We start from the raw sequence: 17,042 nt of genomic DNA on the forward strand, positions 1-17,042 counted from the left end.
CCGGATGTCCTAGGGTGACGACATGGCCGAGATCTCCATTCCGGACGGATCATGGACGTTCGACAGTGAAATCCTCAGGATCGTGCCAGGCGGGGACAGCGACGTCCACGAACTACGCAAGACGCTCGGCGAACTGGAGATCCCCCTCACAGCGATCTCCGGAGTGTCGTTCGAGCCCTCGCGCAAGGGGGGCAACCTGCAGCTTCGCCTGCGGCCGGGAGCCGATCCGCTGACCGACGTGGTCACCGGGCGGTTGTCGGGATCCGCCGATCCGTACCGGCTGACCGTCCCCAAGGGGCGCACCGGGGCCGCCGAGTACTTCGCCGACGAGGTGCGCACCCACCTGATGCTGGAGCAGGTGCCGAGCGGTCCCTGTGAGTCCTTCCTGCTGCCCGGCCCCGCCGTACCGGTGTCGGCCTCGGCGGGCGACGGCACGGTGAACTTCGACGGTGAGCGGATTCGCCTGGAGTGGAGCGTGTTCGCCAAGTCGGTCAAGGAGGAGGCAGGTCCGCAGACGTTCCCGCTGCGAGATGTGGAGGGCGTGGAGTGGGCCCCGCAGACCGGCATCGGCTATGGCCGCCTCCGCTTCCGCCTCAGGGGCGCCGCCCCCGCCGTGTCGCCGGAGAAGGACCTGCACTGCCTGTCCTGGGGCGTGCAGCGGTACGGCGGCTCGACCGTCCTGGTCGCCGCCGCCGTGCTGGCCCGGCTGTCGCGCCGTGCCGAGGAGCCGGCCGCGCTGCCGCCCGCGCTGCCGCCGAGCCGGCCGGACGATCGGCGGCAGCGCCTGGCCGAGTTGGAGGAGCACGACGCCCTGGTGCGCCGCCTGACCGAGCTCGGCGATCTACACCGCTCCGGTGTGCTCACCGACGAGGAGTTCAGCTCGGCCAAGCGGTCGCTGCTGCGCCGGATGGAGCTCTAGCCACGGACCCGGCACCCTCCTGCGTGACCTCCCGCGCGAACTTCTCCAGCGCCAGAACCATCCAGTTGACCAGGTCGCAGTTGTGCTTGCGCGCGGCGAACTCCCAGCGTTCGAGCTGTTCCTGGCTCGGGCTCAGCTGCAGCTTCACGGCGAGCCCGGAGCCGCCTGAGGTCTCGGTGTCAACCCCGTCACCGCCCACCGGCGGGCTCGGCGCCTCGGCCGGCTCGCCCTCCCCGTTTCTCAGGGCGGCCGCCTGCCTGAGCTCCTTGCGCAGGCGGTTCCTGGACCAGGCGTGCTGCTCGGCGCGCTGTAGCCACAGATCCTGTTCGGGCACGCTCAGCGCCGCCACCTCCGCGTGGTGGGCGAAGCTCAGCTTGTCCCGGCGCCGGGGCAGGCCGAAGCGGCGGGCCACCCAGGCGTAGTTGCGCAACGTCTGGTAGTCCAGCGACGTCCGCTCGATGGCCGTCCGGTAGCGGTCGGCGTACTGCTTCTCCCCGTAGACCAGCCAGTCGCCCAGCCACCACGCGGAGGAGTCGGCGATGAGGGAGAGCTGGCGACCGATGCTCTCCCAGTTGGCGAACGGGATCTGGGCCGGAAACTGCAGACCGGTTCTTCTCGGTATCACCGTCCGGTCGAGCCCGAGACGGTGGTTGATCCCGTTCTCCTGAGACAGGACCGGTGTCACGCGGCTCTCGCCGCCTTTCTTTCCCCGAACGAGAGGCTTGCTCATCGTTTTCCTTCCTTCGCCATATCGCTGCTCCTCGCATCAGTACGGCGTGAACGGCCGAATCGTGATCGCTCCGAGTGCGCGGAGCCAGACCACGAAGGTGCGCAGCTCGAATAGGTGCCGCGGCGCCGGCCCTCTTCTGGCCGGCCGCCAGATGGTCAGCGGCGTGCGTCGGTATCGGTCAGGCCGAGGCCGGCCTCGGCAACACTCGCGTCCCTGGGCTGACGGGCGATGCGTGCCATCGCCTGCCGGGCAGAGCCGGTAAGGACGCGCAGTCGGTGTGGAAGAAGCATCGGAAGAGTCACGTCCCCGAACGCGAACGGCCGGTCCAGAGGTCTCAGGTATATGACGAGGCAGGCGAACATCGCCAGAGCGAAGCTTCCCAGCCCCATGAGCAGCCCGATGAGGGTGTGCAGGGTGAGACCGGCCACCAGCAGGTACGGCCGGACGGCCCGCCGGGACACCAGCCCCATGACCAGGGCGAACTCGATCGCCACCGGCCCCCAGGTGAGCAGCGTGACGCCGACCGATGAGACGCGCAGAGGTTCGAGAACCCCCGCCGCCCAGCCGGGACCACCGAACAGCGGATCGCTGAGCCAGTAGTACAGGGCGGTGCCGTCGGCCCATTCCTCCCGGCCCAGCTTCGCCACCGAGGACTGCAGGTAGATGCCCGCGACCTGGACACGGATGACAAGCAGGGCCGACCATGCGACCAGCGAGGTGACCGGATCACCGACGGCCTGGGGGTGTCCCCAGTGCCAGGCGCGTCCGTCGGTCAGCGCGATCGGCAGGAGCAGGAGGGTGAGCACCGCGGCGACCTGGTCCCCGCCGTCGGGGATCGTCGCGGACGCCTGGAAGCTCACGGCCACCCACCAGTGCGGCAGCGCGGTGAACCGCGGCCGCCACCCGGAGGCGGCGACAGCGAGGACCGCGATGGCCACCGGATGCGCCTGGTCGGCGTCGAGGACGCAGAACAGGCCGTAGGCGGCGGCGCCGTCACAGTACGGGTAGTCGGGAACGCCCTGCGCGGGCCTGAAGAGCGAGGAGGTCTCGCTGGCGAGCAGCGTGGTCAGGGTGCAGAGGGCGAGCAGGGTCCTGGCCAGCCCGTACACGTTCGTCCACGGACTCGTCTCGGCGATTCCCCGTGCCTTCGCGCCGAGTCCACTCAGCATGCGACCTCCAATCGCACCACCGAGACCGGCATCTGGGTGTGCGCCGCGGCGTCCGCCCAGGCCCACGGCAGTGGCTTCTGCCGTGTCACCTCAAGCGTTCCGCAGAGAATCGGATCGGGAGAGGGGTTGCGCACCGGCACCGCCGCGCCGGGTAGTCCGAGGCATCCGGTCACCTCGCGTCGGCAGTCGCGCCACCGGTCGGCGGGTACGGCCGCGAGCAGGATGCCGCGTTCGACTCCCTCGGCGCGGGAGCGTCGGTCAAACCCCCACAGGTTGCGCGGCTCGGCGTGTGGCCCGAGCGCGACGGACTGCCACGCTCCGGTGGCGGACGCGCGCCACACGGTCTCCCTCGGTTCGCGGGCGGACTTGGTGAAGAACGCCCACCCCTGGGGAGCGACCAGCCGCGCCGCCTCGCTCACCGTTCGCTGCGCGGGCAGCCGGAGGGCGGCGCTGGGCAGCTGGCCGATGACGACATAGAGGATCAGGGCGGTCCACCCGAGGCCGAGTGCGGCGGCGGACATGCCCAGCCTGGCGTCGGCGTTCACCGGGCAAGAGTCTTCGCCACGTCGTCGACCCAGCGTTCCTGGGCCAGAACGGTGCCACCCTCGGGGATGACGCTCCAGAACCGGTTGGTGTTCCAGATGGTGTTGGTCTGCTTGAGCAGCGTGGAATCGACCACGATGAAGGAGTAGGCGACGTCGGGAGCGGACGCGAGACCGCTGTCGCCGACCGGCGTCTTCGCGGCCAGCTCGCCAGCGGTGGACGCGGCCTGCTCGATGCGGATCCGGTCGCCGCTGGTGATCGCGGTCTCGAAGGCGGGGAAGAAGTCCGGCTCGGCGCGCTTTATCCCGGCGACCAGCTGCTCCGCCTTGGCTGCGGGCCAGGCTCCGGTCGAGGATGGGGCGCGCAGGTCCGGATACGTTTCCGCCACCTGGCCCTGTCCCAGGAAAAGCCCTCGGAACAGGGCTTCCCCGTCATAACGTCTGACCTCTGTGGCCCCCAGCGCACTGGAGGCACCTAAGAGGCTTATAGCGCACAATAGTCCTATAGATACCTGTCTATGCTGCATTGGCACCCCGTAACAACCCGTATCGGGCAAGACGGAAGTTATCCTATAATTTCTATAACAATCAGTAAAGGGGCCAATGGCCTGGCCAGACGCCATACCACCTTTTTGCCTACGGCGGAGGCGCCCAATCTTGAGACCTTATGAAGCTGAACATCGACCCTAACTCCACAGTCCCGCTTTTTGACCAGATCGCCCGGGGCCTGCGGCGCGAGCTGATCACGGGAACGTTGCGACCCGGTGACCACCTGCCTCCCGCCAAGACACTGGCGGCGAGCCTTCAGGTGAACCTGCACACGGTGCTGCGCGCCTACGCGCTGCTCCGCGACGAGGGCATGGTCGAGGTACGCCGCGGCAGGGGAACCGTGGTCATCGCCCCCGGGACACGAAGTGGAGACCGGCGCCTGGACAGAGCGCTCGTGAGCCTCGTCGTCGAAGCGCGACGGGCCGGCATCACGGAGAGTGCTCTGATGAATCTTGTGTCACACGCTTTCCGAAGCAACACAGGTTATGACACCATCTCGGACTGATCAATACAGCGTCATCTATCCGCTTTTAGATAAATGTTATAATAGTGGAGGAATATGCGATTCCAGGAGGAGGATAGGCGAGCGGCAATACGTTTCTTACTCATTGTGGTGCTCGCTCCTCTCAGCGTGTTCGTCTTGGCCCTGGCGGTGCCCTTCCTCCTCAGCGAGCGTCTGCCCGACCCGGTGGCCGCCCACTTTACCGACGGACGCCCCGATGAGTCAGCCCCACTGCAACCACTGATCCGGGACATCCTGATAGTCGGCGCGAGCGCGTGGTCGATCCTGGCCCTGCTCGCCTACCTGCGGCCCCCGGGCTCGCTCGGGCGCAGGGCCGCCGCGGGCGGCGCCGTGGCCCTGCCCACCACGCTGGGGCTCGCCGTGCTACTGGGCACGGTGGGCGCCAACCTGGACGCCCCGACCTGGCGAGAGGCCACCACGTCACCGGCCTCGGAGGTCATCACGATTGCCGGTGGAGCGCTGGCCCTCGTGTTCGGCGCGATCGCCGTGCATCCGCTGCGGCGGGGCCCGCGTGAGACCACCGACCTGCCGACCGAGCCGATCATCGGCCAGGCACGCTCCCGGCGGGGGCGTATGGTGTGGATCGGTCAGTCCCGCAATCCCGACCTGGTGTGGAAGACGTTCACGGTCACCTGCATCATGGTCGTGCTCACGATCGCCGGTACGTACTGGATGGCCGTACCGGCTCTCCTGTCGCTGACCACGCTGCATCTGTGGGGCGGAATCGTCGCCTCCTTCGACGGAACGGCGCTCTCGGTCCGGGGCCGCATCCCGTTCGGTCTCATCCGGCGCATCCCGCTCAGCCGGATCGAGACCGCGGAGAAGATCGAGATCGATCCGCGGGAGTGGGGCTGGGGTTGGCGGCTGCGCGGCATCAGACGGCACGCCATCGTGATCCGTAAGGGCGAGGGGCTCCTGGTGGCGCTACGCGGGGGCGGCGAATTCGTGGTGACCGTCGACGACGCCGCCGGCGGCGCCGAGGAGATCAGGCGTGCCCTGCGCGGGCGACCCCCCACCTGCCCGGCCACCGTCCCGGGGATCACGACCCGCTACCTCGCCGGCGGGACCGGTGGGGCCGGCGAACTCCAGGAGAAGCGGAGGCCCCAGCGGCTGTGGCCCTCAGCGGGGCTCGGCGTGACGGCTCACGACCTGTCGTGCGGCGGTTGAGCCATCCGGTGAGCGCGGTGGTGACGACGGTGGCCGGGCGGAGCAGGCTCCTTTCTTCGAGGTCGTGCCATCGGGCGGGTCAGGAGGGCGGGTCAGGAGGCCGGCACCGGCCGCGACCTCCCACCCGAGAACGCCCCCATGCCGTACAGCAGCGGGTTTCCAGGACCGGCCTCCACGTTCACGACCCGGCCGAAGAGCACCGCGTGGTCGCCCACGACCAACGTCTCGGCCACCTGGCACTCGGCCACCGCGAAGGCGTCCTCGACCAGCCAGGGCAGCCCGGTGAGCGCCGTCCTCCGCCAGGCGACCTGATCGAAGCGATCGGATTCCGGCGAGGCGAAGAGTTCCGCCGTGCTCTGGGCGCCGTCGTCGAGCAGGTTCACCGTGAACTCTCCCCGGCTGCCGACCGCGGCCAGCGTCCCGCTCCGGATGTCCAGGCAGACCAGTAGCGTCGGCGGGTCGAGCGTCACACTGGTGAGCGAGTTGCAGGTCAGCCCGTGCGGCCGCTCGTCGCCGTCGATGGACGTGATGATCGTGACACCGGTGAAGTAGGAGCTCATGAAGCCGCGGAAGGCGTCCGGCGTCACGAGGTGATGCCGGTCAGCCATTGATACCGGCCAGGTACTCGTAACAGCTGGGCAGCGCGGCGACCATCTCCTCGGCCTCCGACCTGATCCGGGCGAACTCGGCCAGGGCGTTGCCGGGGTCGAGGTGTTTCAACGCCGGCGGCGCCGTACGGGGAGGGTTGCCGAGACCGAGGTTCATCGCGTTCCACGAGTAGCTCTCGAAGCCGTGGAAGTAGGGGTAGATGGTCTCCTCGTCCAGCAGGCGTGACTGGGCGAGGTCGAGTTTCTCCCGCAGCCCGGCGGGCATCGCGCGGGTCTTCGCCTCCTTCCAGTACGGCGTGTCGTCGCGCTGCGCGGACTTGTAGTGCAGGACGAGGAACTCCTTCACCCCGTCCACGGCGTGCGCGACCCGGGTGTTGTACGCCGCGATCTGGTCGCTGTCCCACCGCTCGTCGGGGAAGTGCTTGACGAGCTGCTCGATGCCGTGCTGGATGAAGAAGATGCCGGTGGACTCCAGCGGCTCGACGAACGCGCTGGAGAGGCCGATCGCCACGCAGTTCTTGACCCACGACTCCCGGTTGCGGCCGATGCGCATCCGGATGTGGTTGGCCTGGAGGTCCTCCTGGCCGGGCGCGGCGGCCTGACGCAGCTCCCGCTCGGCCTCCTCCGGGCCGATGAACTGGTCGGAGTAGACGTAGCCGGTGCCGTTACGGCGGAACAGCGGGATGGTCCACATCCAGCCCGCGCTCATCGCGGTCGCCGTGGTGTACGGGCTCATGTCCGTGGCCTCTTCACGCGGCACCCGGAGCGCGACCGCGCGGTTGTTGGGCAGCACGTCCTCGAACGACTGGAACTCGGTGCCGAGCGTCTGATTGATCAGCATGCCGCGGAAACCCGTGCAGTCGATGAAGAGGTCACCGGCGATCTCACCGTGGGCCGCGGTGTGCACGTGGCTGATCCAGCCGCGCTCGTCCTGCGCGACGTGCTGCACGTTGTCCAGGATGTGCCGGACACCGCGCTTGACGGAGAAGTCGGCCAGATATCTGGCGACCTCGTCGGCGTCGAAGTGATAGGCGTACGGGAACTGGGCCCGCTGCTCGGCCAGGGTGGACCGGCCCAGCGGGCCGTCCAGCTCGGAGGCGAAGAGCGACCCGTCCCGCATCCGCGGCGAGCGCTTGGCCTCGCAGAGCGCCGTGGTGATGAAGCAGGAGCGGTCGAACGGCCTGCTGCGGTCGCCCAGTTCGAGCCACCAGTCGGCGATGGAGAATCCGTCCACCACGCGCAGCCGCTCGAACGGGTGGTAGAAGTACTCGCCCGTTCCGCTCCAGTTCTCGAAGCGGATGCCGAGCTTGTAGCCCCCGGCGCATTTCGGCAGCCAGTCGGCCTCGTCAAGACCGAGGTAGTCGAAGAAGTGCCGCACGGTGCTGAAGGTGGCCTCGCCGACGCCGATCCGCTTCACCTGGGGCGATTCCACCAGGGTCACGTCGATCCGGTCGCCGAACGCCGCCATCAGATAGCCGGCCGTCATCCATCCGGCCGTACCACCGCCCACGATAACCACGGATCGGATCATTAAAGCTCCTCAACATTCGTTGGAAAGGCCGGATCTCGGCCCGGTCAGGCCAGCTCGTAGACGACGGAGTCGGCGGGGACCCGCACGACGCGAGCGTTCAGGAACTTCCAGCCGCTCTCCTCGAACACGCCCTCCCACTCGGCGAGCGTGGGCAGGTAGACGCCCATCAGGTCGTGGGCCGTCTCGAACGCCAGCGTGAACACGGGCTTGTCCCGGTCGGGGATGCCGGTGGTCCGCGCCGTGTCGCCGAGCAGGAACCTCCGGACGTTGGGGAACGCCTCGCGCAGCCGGCGCAGCGAGGCCACGCACCGCTCTCGCGGCCAGAAGTCGTGGCCCATCATGAAGCAGGTGAGCACCTCCACCTTCTCCAGGCGGGGGTCCTGGCCCAGGTCGCGCACGTCCGCCTCGATGAAGTCGAAGCGCCCGCCGAAGCCCTCGGCGGCCACGTTCTCCGCGGCGTCGCGGAGGGCGTCGGGCGCGATGTCGATCCCGATGCCCTGGACGTTGGGGTAGCGGCTCGCGATCTGCGCCAGGCGCCCGCCGCTGCCGCACCCGAGGTCCGCGACGGTGCCGAAGTCGAAGTCGAGCGCCTCCATCGCCTCCCAGAAGACCGGATCGAACGAATGCCGGTTGATGTCCTTGCAGGCGTAACCGATGGCCACGGCGTTGCGCCGATAGAAACCACCGACCCTGTTCTCGTTGCGGACGATGCCCGGCATGTTCGCGAACAGCTCGGCGCAGCCGATGGTCAGCCAGTGGAAGAACGCCTTGTCCCGGTAGACCTCGGCGAACGCCGACCCGGCACGCACCGTGTCCGCACCGTCGTCCGCACTGTCGCGGACCACCACACCGGCCGAGCCGAGCGCGGCGAACATGCTCCGCATGGACGGCAGATGCAGGTTGTGCTTCGCACAGAACGCGGGGACGTCGATCACGCCGCGGTCGTTCAGGACGTCGAACGCGCCCACCTCCCACGCGGCGGCGATCGCGAACCCGGCCACGGTGGAGTTGAAGATGTTGGCGGACAGCCCCGTGCCGTCGGAGGACGGGCCGAATCCGGTCGCGTGTGCGGTCATCAAGCTCTCCTTCAAGCGGGCATCGGCGAAGGCGACACGACCGTCGCGTTCAGCGAGCCGGTACAGGCGGGAAAGGTCCCGGCTCGCGGGCCGGGGAGGGGTCACACGATCCGCACGTCCGGGACGTACAGGATCCACTTGCCGCCCGCGTCCCGGAACTCCTGCTCCTTCGCCATGATCTCCTCGGCGTGGTTCCAGGCGAACAGCAGGGCGTAGTCGGGGTAGGGCCGCGAGAAGTCCGCAGGCGTCCGCACCGGGATGTGCGTACCCGGGGTGAGCCGCCCCTGCTTGGTGGGGGTGCTGTCGCAGACGAAGGAGACCAGGTCGGGCCCGATGCCGCAGAGGTTCGTCACGGTCGCGCTCTTCGCCGTGGCACCGTACCCGACCACCGACCTCCCCTCGTCGCGAAGGCGGCGCAGCAGTGACGTGAGGCCCTCGCGGATCTTCAGCACGTTCTCGCCGAACCGGCGCAGCGTGGCCATCTCGCCGAGCCCGCGCGCGTCCTCCTCCGCCAGCAGCCCGGCCACCGCGGCGGACGGCTGCCGCGCCCCGGCGGGAGCCAGCGTGTAGCGGACCTCCCCGCCGTGCACCGGGAGCCGCTCCACGTCCACCAGCTCCAGCCCGTGCGCGGCGGCCATCGCACGAACCGACCGCACGGTGAAGAAGAAGAAGTGCTCGTCGTAGATCTGGTCGAACGAGGTCCGTTCGACGATGTCGGAGAGGTAGGGGTCCTCGAAGACGAACACTCCGGTCGGCGCCAGCAGCGCGGCGACGCCGGACAGGACCGACCCGATGTAGGGGATGTGGCAGAGCGTGTTGGCCGCGTAGACGACGTCGGCGTGCCCCTCCGCGGCGAGGATCTCCTTCGCGGTCGACTCCTCGAAGAACGACTTTCTGACCCTGATCCCCTTCTCGGCGGCGAGGTCGGCCACGCCTCCGGAAGGCTCCACGCCGAGGTGCCGGACGCCGGCCTCCGCGAGCGCCCTGAGCATCACGCCGTCGTTGCATCCCACCTCGACGATGAACGGGTTCTCGCCGGTGAGCTCGGTCGTGAGCAGACGCTTGGCCAGCCCCTCGAAGTGGTCGCGCATGTACGCCGACCCGGAGGAGTAGTACGGGTACTCCTCGTGGAACATGCGGTCCCGCGGCACCTCCTCCATGAGCTGCACCATCGTGCACGCCTCGCAGAGGCCGGTGGCGAGGCGGAAGAAGAACTCCTGGCCGAGGTCGGAGCCGGGGGCGAGGAAGGCGTCGGACAGCGGCTGGCGCCCGAAGTCGAAAAACTCATGAACAGTGCCACCGCACACGCGGCATTGGGATGTGTTCGGCATATGAGCTCCTGACTGACCAAAACCGACGGCGAGTTGAGTGGGCCGAGCGTCAATGGGCGGACTCATCCGCGGTGTCCTCGACCAAGGAACGGGAATCGCTCCGTACAAGTTTCCGCAAGCAATGCTCTTTCGGCAAACACTTCGTTCCCAGAGCACCCTACGGCGATGGTGTTTCGCCTTTCTTGAGCTGGCCGGGAACTGATTTAATTTCCGGGAGCCGGGCCGGTTCGCTGTCCCGCCAGCGGGACGAAGAGGCGGTTCGCCTCGGGGTTTATCTGGTACGGCGGGAGCACCCTGCGGCGCCACCCGGCCGACGGCCGCCTAGCATTTTGCGTTGTTAATTCGCTATCAATGGCGGGCACGGCGCAACCGCGCGACGAATGCGGAGGAGACCGATGATTACTGCCGGGCTCAAGCTGACCAAGAGCGGCGGCCTCGCCCTGATCCGGGATGGCAGGCTCGAGTTCAATATCGAGATCCAGCAGCTGGACAACAACCCACGTTATAGCGGCGTCCAGGACCTGGAAACCCTGCCGAAATTGCTGGCCGACCGGGGATACGACGTGGACGACGTCGACGAATGGGTGGTCGACGGCTGGACGGGCACGAAAAGCGGTCGGGTGCTGGATGTCGAGGTGGCGTCGTACCTGGAGACGGGGTCGGCGCCCGACCCCGCCCTGCCCGGCCACCGGGGCACCGTCCTACTGGGCGGGAAGTCCAGACCATATACCAGCTATCCGCATGTGACGAGCCATATCGCGGCGGCCTACTGCACGAGCCCGTTCGCCCGGCGCGGCGAGCCCGCCATGGTCCTGGTGTGGGACGGCGACGGCTTCCCACGGCTCTACCATGTCGACGAGAGCGGGCGGATCGAGGCCGACGGCGCGCTGTTCCCGCTCATCGGCGACGTGTACGCCATGGCCACCCGGCATTTCGGACCGTTTCCCCGGGAGAGCGGGGAGGGCGAACCCGACCCCCGCGCGGCGGGGAACCTCATGGCGTACATCGCGATGGGCACCGTCAAGGACGAGATCCAGGTGGTGCTCCGCACGCTGTTCCACGAGCACTTCGAGGCGGACACACCTCGGGCGCGGGAGTACCGGCAGGCGGTCGTCGGCTGCGGCGGCACCGCCGAGCCGTCCCACCGATACGTACACGCCTACCTGGGCGAGCTCCGCGAGCGGATGGACCGGCTGGGCGGCGGCGACGCCGACGTACTGGCCGGCCTGCACGACTTCGTGGAGAGGCTCCTCATCGAGCGACTGGTGCCGCGGATGCGGGCGTGGCGGGGAGACGGGCCGTTCAACCTGTGCTTCGCGGGCGGCTGCGCGCTCAACGTCAAGTGGAACTCCGCGCTCCGTGCGGAGCCGGCGATCCGCGAGATGTGGGTGCCGCCCTTCCCCGACGACTCGGGATCGGCGATCGGCGCCGCGGCGGCCCATCTGGGCCGTGTGGACGGCCTGCGCCCACTCGAGTGGGACCTGCGGGCCGGCCCCGTGCCGGTCCGCCACCCGCATCTGCCCGCGGGCTGGTCGGTGTCGCCGTGCCGGCCGGAGGAACTGGCCCGCCTGCTGCACCTCACCGGCAAGCCGGCGATTGTGCTCAGCGGGCGGGCCAAGCTCGGCCCACAGGCGCTGGGGTCGCGCAGCATCCTGGCCCCCGCCGTCGACGCGGGCATGCGCCGGCTGCTGAACGAGGTGAAGCAGCGCGACGGGCACCGGCCGGTCACCCCGATATGCCTGGCCGACCACGCGCGGGACGTGTTCGATCCGGGGACGCCGGACCCGTACATGCTGTTCGAGCACCGCCTCCGCCCTGAGTGGGTGGATCGGATCCCCGCCGTCCAGCACCTGGACGGCACGACCCGGTTGCAGACGGTCGGCGCGGACGACGATCCGACGCTGACCACCATCCTGCGCGAGTACCGCAAGTGGAGCGGGATTCCGGTGCTGTGCGGCACGAGTGCCGGTCTGAGCGGGAGCGGGTTCTTCCCCGACGTCGTCTCCGCGATGCGCTGGGGCCGGATCGACATCATCTGGAGCGACGGCGTCCTGTACCGCCGCGTCCGCAACGGCAGCGAGTGAAGGAGCCGCACACATGACCCGAGAACCGCGCGCGATGGTGATCTCGCTCCAGAAGAGCGGGACCCACCTGATGCAGGAACTCATGCTGGAGCTGGGTTTCAAGATGGTCGGTGTGCCCCGGCCCGCGCCGCACACCGTGCCCGTGTTCGACGAGGAGCAGAGCATGGCCATCGCGGCGCAGGTTCTCTCCAAGCTCGACTACGACGAGTTCGTCGAGCTGCGGGGCACCGAGGCGTTCGCCGAGCGCGCCCAGGAGCTCTGGGGGACGATGGTCTGGCACTGGCAGCGCCAGCTCGGCCAGCGGGTGGTCAACCGGTACGGGCGCACCAGGTACGAGTACGCCGAAGGGCTCGCCACCAACCCGCACCTGTCCTACAGCCGGTTCGCCGACACCCCGCCCGGCCTGTGCTGGATCTTCCACGAGCTGGACATCGAGCGGGTGGACGGCACCTTCCTGAGCGAGTGGGTGGAGACCGCGAGCCCGCCGCTCATCTTCAACTACCGTGACCCGCGTGACGCCGTCGTCTCCATGATCAACTTTCTGGAGGGGCGGACCAGGGAGGGGTACGGCAACTTCTTCGAGGCCGACATCTTCAGCGCGATCCTGGCCGGCAAGCCCACCTGGGAAGAGAAGATCGACTACGCGTTGCGGGACCGGTCGTTCCTCGGCCGGGACCAGTTCGAGAAGGCGCTCTGGCTGCTCAATCACCCGAAGGTCTGCAAGGTGCGGTACGAGGACCTGGTCGGGCCGCAGGGGGGCGGCTCCCGCGAGCGGCAGCTCGACGCGGTGAACCGGGTGCTGCGCCATCTCGGCTCCGACCGGGACGCGGAGGAGGTCGCGGGCCGGGTCTACAACCCCGACTCGTGGAGCTTCTACAAGGGCCGCAGCGGCGGCTGGCAGGAGCGGTTCACCGCGCGCAACCTGGCCAGGTTCAACGAGCAGTTCGGTGACCTGCTGGAGCAGTACGGCTACGAATGAGGCGAAATGCCCCGGCCAGCGGCGGTGCCGGAAGCCGCACCGCCGCCAGGCCCCCGTGCCGCGTCCTAGACTTACCCGGGATGGATGAATTCGCCGTGCCGCCCGCGTCCCGGCGCAGCGTACGCGACTGGCTCGTGGACATCGGCCTGTTCCTCTTCGCGGCGGCCTTCGGAATCGTGGCGGCCGCCGAGCGTCTTCAGATGCCCACCCCGGACGTGTTGCCCTGGGTGTTCCAGCTCGACCAGGTGATCGGCGTGCTGGGCTGTGCCGCGCTGTGGCTGCGGCGGCGCCATCCGGTCGAGCTGGCCCTGACCCTCGTCGTCCTGTCGGCCTTCTCCGAGCTGGTCGCGGGCGCGATGCTGGTGGCACTGTTCACGGTGGCGGTGCACCGGGCGGCGCGGACCACGATCGCCGTCTTCGCGTTGAGCCTGCTCGCCGCGCTGGTCTACGCCGTGATCAGGCAGGAGGTCGGCACGTCGCGCGAGCTGCTGTTCCTGCTGGGGGTCGCGACCCAGGGCTCCGCCACCGGCTGGGGCCTTTTCGTGCACCACCGGCGCCGGCTCCTGCTGTCGCTGCGGGAGAGCGCCGCCAGGGCCGAGGCCGAGGCCCAGCAGCGTGCCCGCGAGGCGATCGCCAGGGAGATCCACGACGTCCTCGGGCACCGGCTGTCCCTGCTGAGCGTGCACGCGGGCGCGCTGGAGTTCCGGCCGGACGCCCCCTCGGAGGACATCGCCCGCGCGGCCAAGGTGATCAGGCAGAGCGCCCATCAGGCGCTGCAGGACCTGCGGGAGGCCATCGGCGTGCTGCGGGCCCCGGTCGGCGAGCTGTCGCAGCCGTCCCTGGCCGACGTCGAGGAGCTCGCCGCCGAGTCCCGGCGGGCCGGGATGCGGGTGAACCTCACCCAGGAGGTTCCCGGGACCGTTCCCGGCCGGAGCGCCGGCACCGCCTACCGGATCGTGCAGGAGGCCCTCACCAACGCCCGCAAGCACGCTCCCGGAGCGGAGGTGTGGGTGCACACCACGGGGACACCCGGCCAGTGGCTCTCGATCGAGGTGCGCAACTCCGCGCCCGTCACCCCTCCCTCGGCCGCCCCCGCTCCCTCCCCCGCGCCCGGCGAGGGCTCAGGGCAGGGGCTGGTCGGGCTGGCCGAACGTGTCGCCCTGATCGGCGGGCGGCTGGAGCACGGGCCCACCGCCGAAGGTGGCTGGCGCCTGTCGTCCTGGCTACCCTGGCCGGTATGACCTCCCAGCAGCCACGGCAGGTCGGCGTGCTCATCGTCGACGACGACCCCCTGGTACGCGCCGGGCTGGTGATGATGCTGGGCGGCGCGCCCGACCTCAACATCGTCGCGGAGGCGGGCGACGGGAGTGAGGCGCTCTCGCTGGCCGCCCGGCATCGCCCCGACGTCGTCCTGATGGACATCCGGATGCCCGTCATGGACGGGCTGACCGCGACCAGGGAGCTCCGCGCCCGCCCCGGCGCCCCGGAGGTCATCGTGATGACCACCTTCGACGCCGACGACCATGTCCTGCGCGCGCTGCGCGCGGGAGCGGCCGGCTACCTGCTCAAGGACACCCCGCCCGCGGAGATCGTGGCCGCGGTGCGCCAGGTCACCCTGGGCAACCCGGTGCTCTCCCCCGCCGTGACGCGGCGCCTCATCGCCCGGGTCGCCGACGACGGCGAGAACGAGCGCCGCACCCGGGCGCGGGAGCGGCTGGCCCGGCTGGCCGGCCGGGAACGCGAGGTGGCGATCGCGGTCGGACAGGGCAGGTCCAACGCCGAGATCGGCGCCATGCTCCACCTCAGCCTGGCCACGGTGAAGACGCACGTGTCCAGCGTCCTCACCAAGTTCGACCTCAACAACCGGGTCCAGATCGCGCTGCTCGTCCACGACGCGGGCCTGCTCGACGACCCGCGGTGACTCAGCCTGCGGCGCGCTTGGACTTCCACCAGGAGGGGTTGTCGGCGTACCAGCGGACGGTCTCCGCCAGGCCGTCCTCGAACGCGGTCAGCGGCCGGTAGCCGAGAGCGCGCAGCTTCGCGTCGTCGAGCGAGTAGCGGCGGTCGTGACCCTTGCGGTCGGTCACCCGCTCGACCATGGTCCAGTCGGCCTCCAGCGCGTCCAGCAGCCGCTGGGTGAGTTCCAGGTTGGTCAGCTCGGCGGTGCCCGCGATGTGGTAGACCTCGCCGGGCTCGCCCTGTTCGGCGACCAGGCGGATGCCCCGGCAGTGGTCGTCGACGTGGATCCAGTCTCGGATGTTGCCGCCGTCGCCGTACAGCGGAACCTTCCCGCCCTCCAGCAGGTTGGTGACGAAGAGCGGGATGACCTTCTCCGGGAACTGGTACGGCCCGTAGTTGTTGCCGCACCGGGTGATCGACACCGGCAGCCCGTGCGTGATCGCGTAGGCGCGGGCGATCATGTCGCCGCCCGCCTTGGCCGCCGCGTACGGCGAGCGTGGGCGGAGCGGGGCGTCCTCGTCCCAGGAGCCCGTCTCGATCGACCCGTACACCTCGTCCGTCGAGACCTGGACGACCCTCGGCGTACCGGCGTCCAGGCAGGCCTGCATCAGCGTCTGGGTGCCGAGCACGTTGGTGCGGACGAACTCGCCGGCCCCCTCGATCGACCGGTCGACGTGCGACTCGGCCGCGAAGTTGATCACGACGTCATGGCCGGGGACCACCCGGCCGAGCAGCTCGGCGTCGCAGATGTCGCCCTGGACGAAGTCGTGCGGCACCCCTTCCAGGTTGGTGGGGTCCGCGGCGTACGTGAGCCGGTCGAGCACGGTGATCCGGGCATCCCGGGTGGTGCGCACGAAATGGGACCCGATGAACCCGGCACCGCCGGTGACGAGGATTCTCATGAGTGAGACACACCTTTCTGTCTGGGTAGAGCGCAGGCGACACGCGCTACCGGGCCAGGCACCATTCCAGCACTGCCATGGCGCTGTGGAGCTTGTTACGCGCCTGTTCGAAGGCGATGCTCGACGGGCCGTCCAGCACCTCGGCGGTCACCTCCTCGCCGCGATGCGCCGGCAGGTCGTGCATGAAGCAGGCGTCCGGGTAACGGGACATGAGGGATACGTCCACCTGAAACGGTGCGAATATCTGCCGCCATCGCAGGTCGGGTTTGCTGGTCCCGGTGGTCTGCCAGCGGGTGGTGTAGACGACGTCGACCTGGGCGGGCAGCGACAGCATGTCGTGGCTCTCGCGGACACTGCCGCCGGATCGCGCGGCCAGCGCGGCCGCCTCCGCGAGCACGTCCGGCGTGAGGCCGTACCCGCGGGGAGTGCGGAACTCCAGCTCGACGCTGGGGAACCTGGAGAGCGCGAAGGCGAGCGCGACCGCGGTGTTGTTGCCCTCACCGACGTAGAGCACGCGCAGACCCTTGAGACGGCCGAACCTGGCCGACATCGTGGTGAGGTCGGCCAGGGCCTGCGTGGGGTGCTCCTCGGCGCTCATCGCGTTGACGACGGCGGGGCAGTGCTCGGCGAACGTCCGCATCTCCCGCTGCGGCCCGGCGGTACGGATGACCAGGCCGTCCAGCATGCCGCCGAGCACCCTCGCGGTGTCCTCCAGCGTCTCACCGGTGTTGAGCTGCAGGTCGCCGGGCCCGTAGGTGATCACCTGCGCGCCGAGTCGCAGCGCGCCGGTGGTGAAGGAGGTCCGGGTACGGGTGGAGGTCTTGCTGAAGTAGACGCCGACGATCCGGCCGCGCAGCGGGGCGTCGTGCGCCTCCGGGGCCGCGGCGAGGTCGACACCGCGCCGGACGATCGACTCGATGTCGTCGTCCTTGAGGTCGCGCAGCGAGATCACATCACGGGAACCGACCATGAC

At 69.4% G+C, this 17,042-nt stretch carries 17 protein-coding genes; 7 read left to right on the forward strand and 10 right to left on the reverse strand.

Annotation, left to right across the window (positions count from 1 at the left end):
- Nucleotides 1-22 precede the first annotated feature (22 nt).
- Nucleotides 23-919, forward strand: coding sequence for a DUF4429 domain-containing protein (locus tag OG884_RS14330; RefSeq protein ID WP_326645818.1), 897 nt, complete (start codon nt 23-25; stop codon nt 917-919).
- Here the strand turns inward: OG884_RS14330 and OG884_RS14335 are convergent.
- The 4 genes from OG884_RS14335 to OG884_RS14350 form a co-directional block, all read right to left on the reverse strand.
- Nucleotides 876-1,649, reverse strand: coding sequence for an LmbU family transcriptional regulator (locus OG884_RS14335; RefSeq protein ID WP_326645820.1), 774 nt, complete (start codon nt 1,647-1,649; stop codon nt 876-878). The genes OG884_RS14330 and OG884_RS14335 overlap by 44 nt on opposite strands.
- A 155-nt stretch (nt 1,650-1,804) precedes the next feature.
- Nucleotides 1,805-2,818, reverse strand: coding sequence for a sporulation-delaying protein SdpB family protein (locus OG884_RS14340; RefSeq protein ID WP_326645822.1), 1,014 nt, complete (start codon nt 2,816-2,818; stop codon nt 1,805-1,807).
- Nucleotides 2,812-3,363 (reverse strand): SdpA family antimicrobial peptide system protein, encoded by a 552-nt coding sequence (locus OG884_RS14345; RefSeq protein ID WP_326645824.1) that lies wholly within the window; start codon nt 3,361-3,363, stop codon nt 2,812-2,814. The genes OG884_RS14340 and OG884_RS14345 overlap by 7 nt, the downstream gene beginning before the upstream one ends.
- Complete coding sequence (locus OG884_RS14350; RefSeq protein WP_326645826.1) at nt 3,360-3,749, reverse strand: hypothetical protein; 390 nt, start codon at nt 3,747-3,749, stop codon at nt 3,360-3,362. Before OG884_RS14350 ends, OG884_RS14345 begins: the two co-directional genes overlap by 4 nt.
- A gap of 278 nt (nt 3,750-4,027) precedes the next feature.
- Here OG884_RS14350 and OG884_RS14355 point away from each other — a divergent pair, with 278 nt between their 5' ends.
- Complete coding sequence (locus tag OG884_RS14355) at nt 4,028-4,414, forward strand: GntR family transcriptional regulator (protein ID WP_326645828.1); 387 nt, start codon at nt 4,028-4,030, stop codon at nt 4,412-4,414.
- Between the two features lie 108 nt (nt 4,415-4,522).
- On the forward strand, nt 4,523-5,599 hold the full coding sequence (locus OG884_RS14360; RefSeq protein ID WP_326645831.1) for a hypothetical protein: 1,077 nt from the start codon (nt 4,523-4,525) through the stop codon (nt 5,597-5,599).
- Between the two features lie 92 nt (nt 5,600-5,691).
- On the opposite strand, the gene OG884_RS14365 is transcribed toward OG884_RS14360, so the two are convergent.
- The 4 genes from OG884_RS14365 to OG884_RS14380 all read right to left on the reverse strand — a co-directional run bounded on the left by OG884_RS14365 (nt 5,692) and on the right by OG884_RS14380 (nt 10,145).
- Complete coding sequence (locus tag OG884_RS14365; protein WP_326645833.1) at nt 5,692-6,207, reverse strand: flavin reductase family protein; 516 nt, start codon at nt 6,205-6,207, stop codon at nt 5,692-5,694.
- Nucleotides 6,200-7,738, reverse strand: coding sequence for a tryptophan halogenase family protein (locus OG884_RS14370; protein WP_326645835.1), 1,539 nt, complete (start codon nt 7,736-7,738; stop codon nt 6,200-6,202). Before OG884_RS14370 ends, OG884_RS14365 begins: the two co-directional genes overlap by 8 nt.
- A gap of 44 nt (nt 7,739-7,782) precedes the next feature.
- Nucleotides 7,783-8,814: a class I SAM-dependent methyltransferase gene (locus OG884_RS14375; RefSeq protein WP_326645837.1), complete on the reverse strand. Its 1,032-nt coding sequence runs from the start codon at nt 8,812-8,814 to the stop codon at nt 7,783-7,785.
- A 101-nt stretch (nt 8,815-8,915) separates the two neighbouring features.
- On the reverse strand, nt 8,916-10,145 hold the full coding sequence (locus OG884_RS14380) for a class I SAM-dependent methyltransferase (RefSeq protein ID WP_326645839.1): 1,230 nt from the start codon (nt 10,143-10,145) through the stop codon (nt 8,916-8,918).
- Between the two features lie 395 nt (nt 10,146-10,540).
- Between OG884_RS14380 and OG884_RS14385 the strand changes: the two genes are divergently transcribed.
- From OG884_RS14385 to OG884_RS14400, 4 genes are all read left to right on the forward strand, one after another.
- The gene (locus OG884_RS14385) at nt 10,541-12,229 is read left to right on the forward strand and encodes a carbamoyltransferase N-terminal domain-containing protein (RefSeq protein ID WP_326645841.1); all 1,689 of its coding nucleotides are present in this window, start codon (nt 10,541-10,543) and stop codon (nt 12,227-12,229) included.
- Nucleotides 12,230-12,242: 13 nt separating this feature from the next.
- On the forward strand, nt 12,243-13,208 hold the full coding sequence (locus tag OG884_RS14390) for a hypothetical protein (protein WP_326645843.1): 966 nt from the start codon (nt 12,243-12,245) through the stop codon (nt 13,206-13,208).
- Between the two features lie 80 nt (nt 13,209-13,288).
- Entirely contained in the window at nt 13,289-14,449 is a 1,161-nt protein-coding gene (locus tag OG884_RS14395; RefSeq protein WP_326645844.1) for a sensor histidine kinase, read from the forward strand.
- Nucleotides 14,446-15,129 (forward strand): response regulator transcription factor, encoded by a 684-nt coding sequence (locus tag OG884_RS14400; RefSeq protein WP_326645846.1) that lies wholly within the window; start codon nt 14,446-14,448, stop codon nt 15,127-15,129. The genes OG884_RS14395 and OG884_RS14400 overlap by 4 nt, the downstream gene beginning before the upstream one ends.
- A 1-nt stretch (nt 15,130) precedes the next feature.
- Here the strand turns inward: OG884_RS14400 and rfbB are convergent, their stop codons facing one another.
- Nucleotides 15,131-16,069, reverse strand: a complete 939-nt coding sequence (rfbB, locus tag OG884_RS14405; protein WP_326645848.1) for a dTDP-glucose 4,6-dehydratase — start codon at nt 16,067-16,069, stop codon at nt 15,131-15,133.
- Between the two features lie 46 nt (nt 16,070-16,115).
- Nucleotides 16,116-17,039 (reverse strand): ornithine carbamoyltransferase, encoded by a 924-nt coding sequence (locus OG884_RS14410; protein WP_326645850.1) that lies wholly within the window; start codon nt 17,037-17,039, stop codon nt 16,116-16,118.
- Between the last annotated feature and the right edge of the window lie 3 nt (nt 17,040-17,042).

The sequence above is a fragment of the Streptosporangium sp. NBC_01755 genome (assembly GCF_035917995.1).
Lineage (GTDB): Bacteria > Actinomycetota > Actinomycetes > Streptosporangiales > Streptosporangiaceae > Streptosporangium.

Bases quoted from the DNA above. Each gene is read 5' to 3' on its own strand.
- OG884_RS14330 (WP_326645818.1), top strand. From the start codon at position 23: ATGGCCGAGATCTCCATTCCGGACGGATCATGGACGTTCGACAGTGAA.
- OG884_RS14335 (WP_326645820.1), bottom strand. From the start codon at position 1,649: ATGAGCAAGCCTCTCGTTCGGGGAAAGAAAGGCGGCGAGAGCCGCGTG.
- OG884_RS14340 (WP_326645822.1), bottom strand. From the start codon at position 2,818: ATGCTGAGTGGACTCGGCGCGAAGGCACGGGGAATCGCCGAGACGAGT.
- OG884_RS14355 (WP_326645828.1), top strand. From the start codon at position 4,028: ATGAAGCTGAACATCGACCCTAACTCCACAGTCCCGCTTTTTGACCAG.
- OG884_RS14365 (WP_326645833.1), bottom strand. From the start codon at position 6,207: ATGGCTGACCGGCATCACCTCGTGACGCCGGACGCCTTCCGCGGCTTC.
- OG884_RS14370 (WP_326645835.1), bottom strand. From the start codon at position 7,738: ATGATCCGATCCGTGGTTATCGTGGGCGGTGGTACGGCCGGATGGATG.
- OG884_RS14375 (WP_326645837.1), bottom strand. From the start codon at position 8,814: ATGACCGCACACGCGACCGGATTCGGCCCGTCCTCCGACGGCACGGGG.
- OG884_RS14380 (WP_326645839.1), bottom strand. From the start codon at position 10,145: ATGCCGAACACATCCCAATGCCGCGTGTGCGGTGGCACTGTTCATGAG.
- OG884_RS14385 (WP_326645841.1), top strand. From the start codon at position 10,541: ATGATTACTGCCGGGCTCAAGCTGACCAAGAGCGGCGGCCTCGCCCTG.
- OG884_RS14390 (WP_326645843.1), top strand. From the start codon at position 12,243: ATGACCCGAGAACCGCGCGCGATGGTGATCTCGCTCCAGAAGAGCGGG.
- OG884_RS14395 (WP_326645844.1), top strand. From the start codon at position 13,289: ATGGATGAATTCGCCGTGCCGCCCGCGTCCCGGCGCAGCGTACGCGAC.
- OG884_RS14400 (WP_326645846.1), top strand. From the start codon at position 14,446: ATGACCTCCCAGCAGCCACGGCAGGTCGGCGTGCTCATCGTCGACGAC.
- rfbB (WP_326645848.1), bottom strand. From the start codon at position 16,069: ATGAGAATCCTCGTCACCGGCGGTGCCGGGTTCATCGGGTCCCATTTC.
- OG884_RS14410 (WP_326645850.1), bottom strand. From the start codon at position 17,039: ATGGTCGGTTCCCGTGATGTGATCTCGCTGCGCGACCTCAAGGACGAC.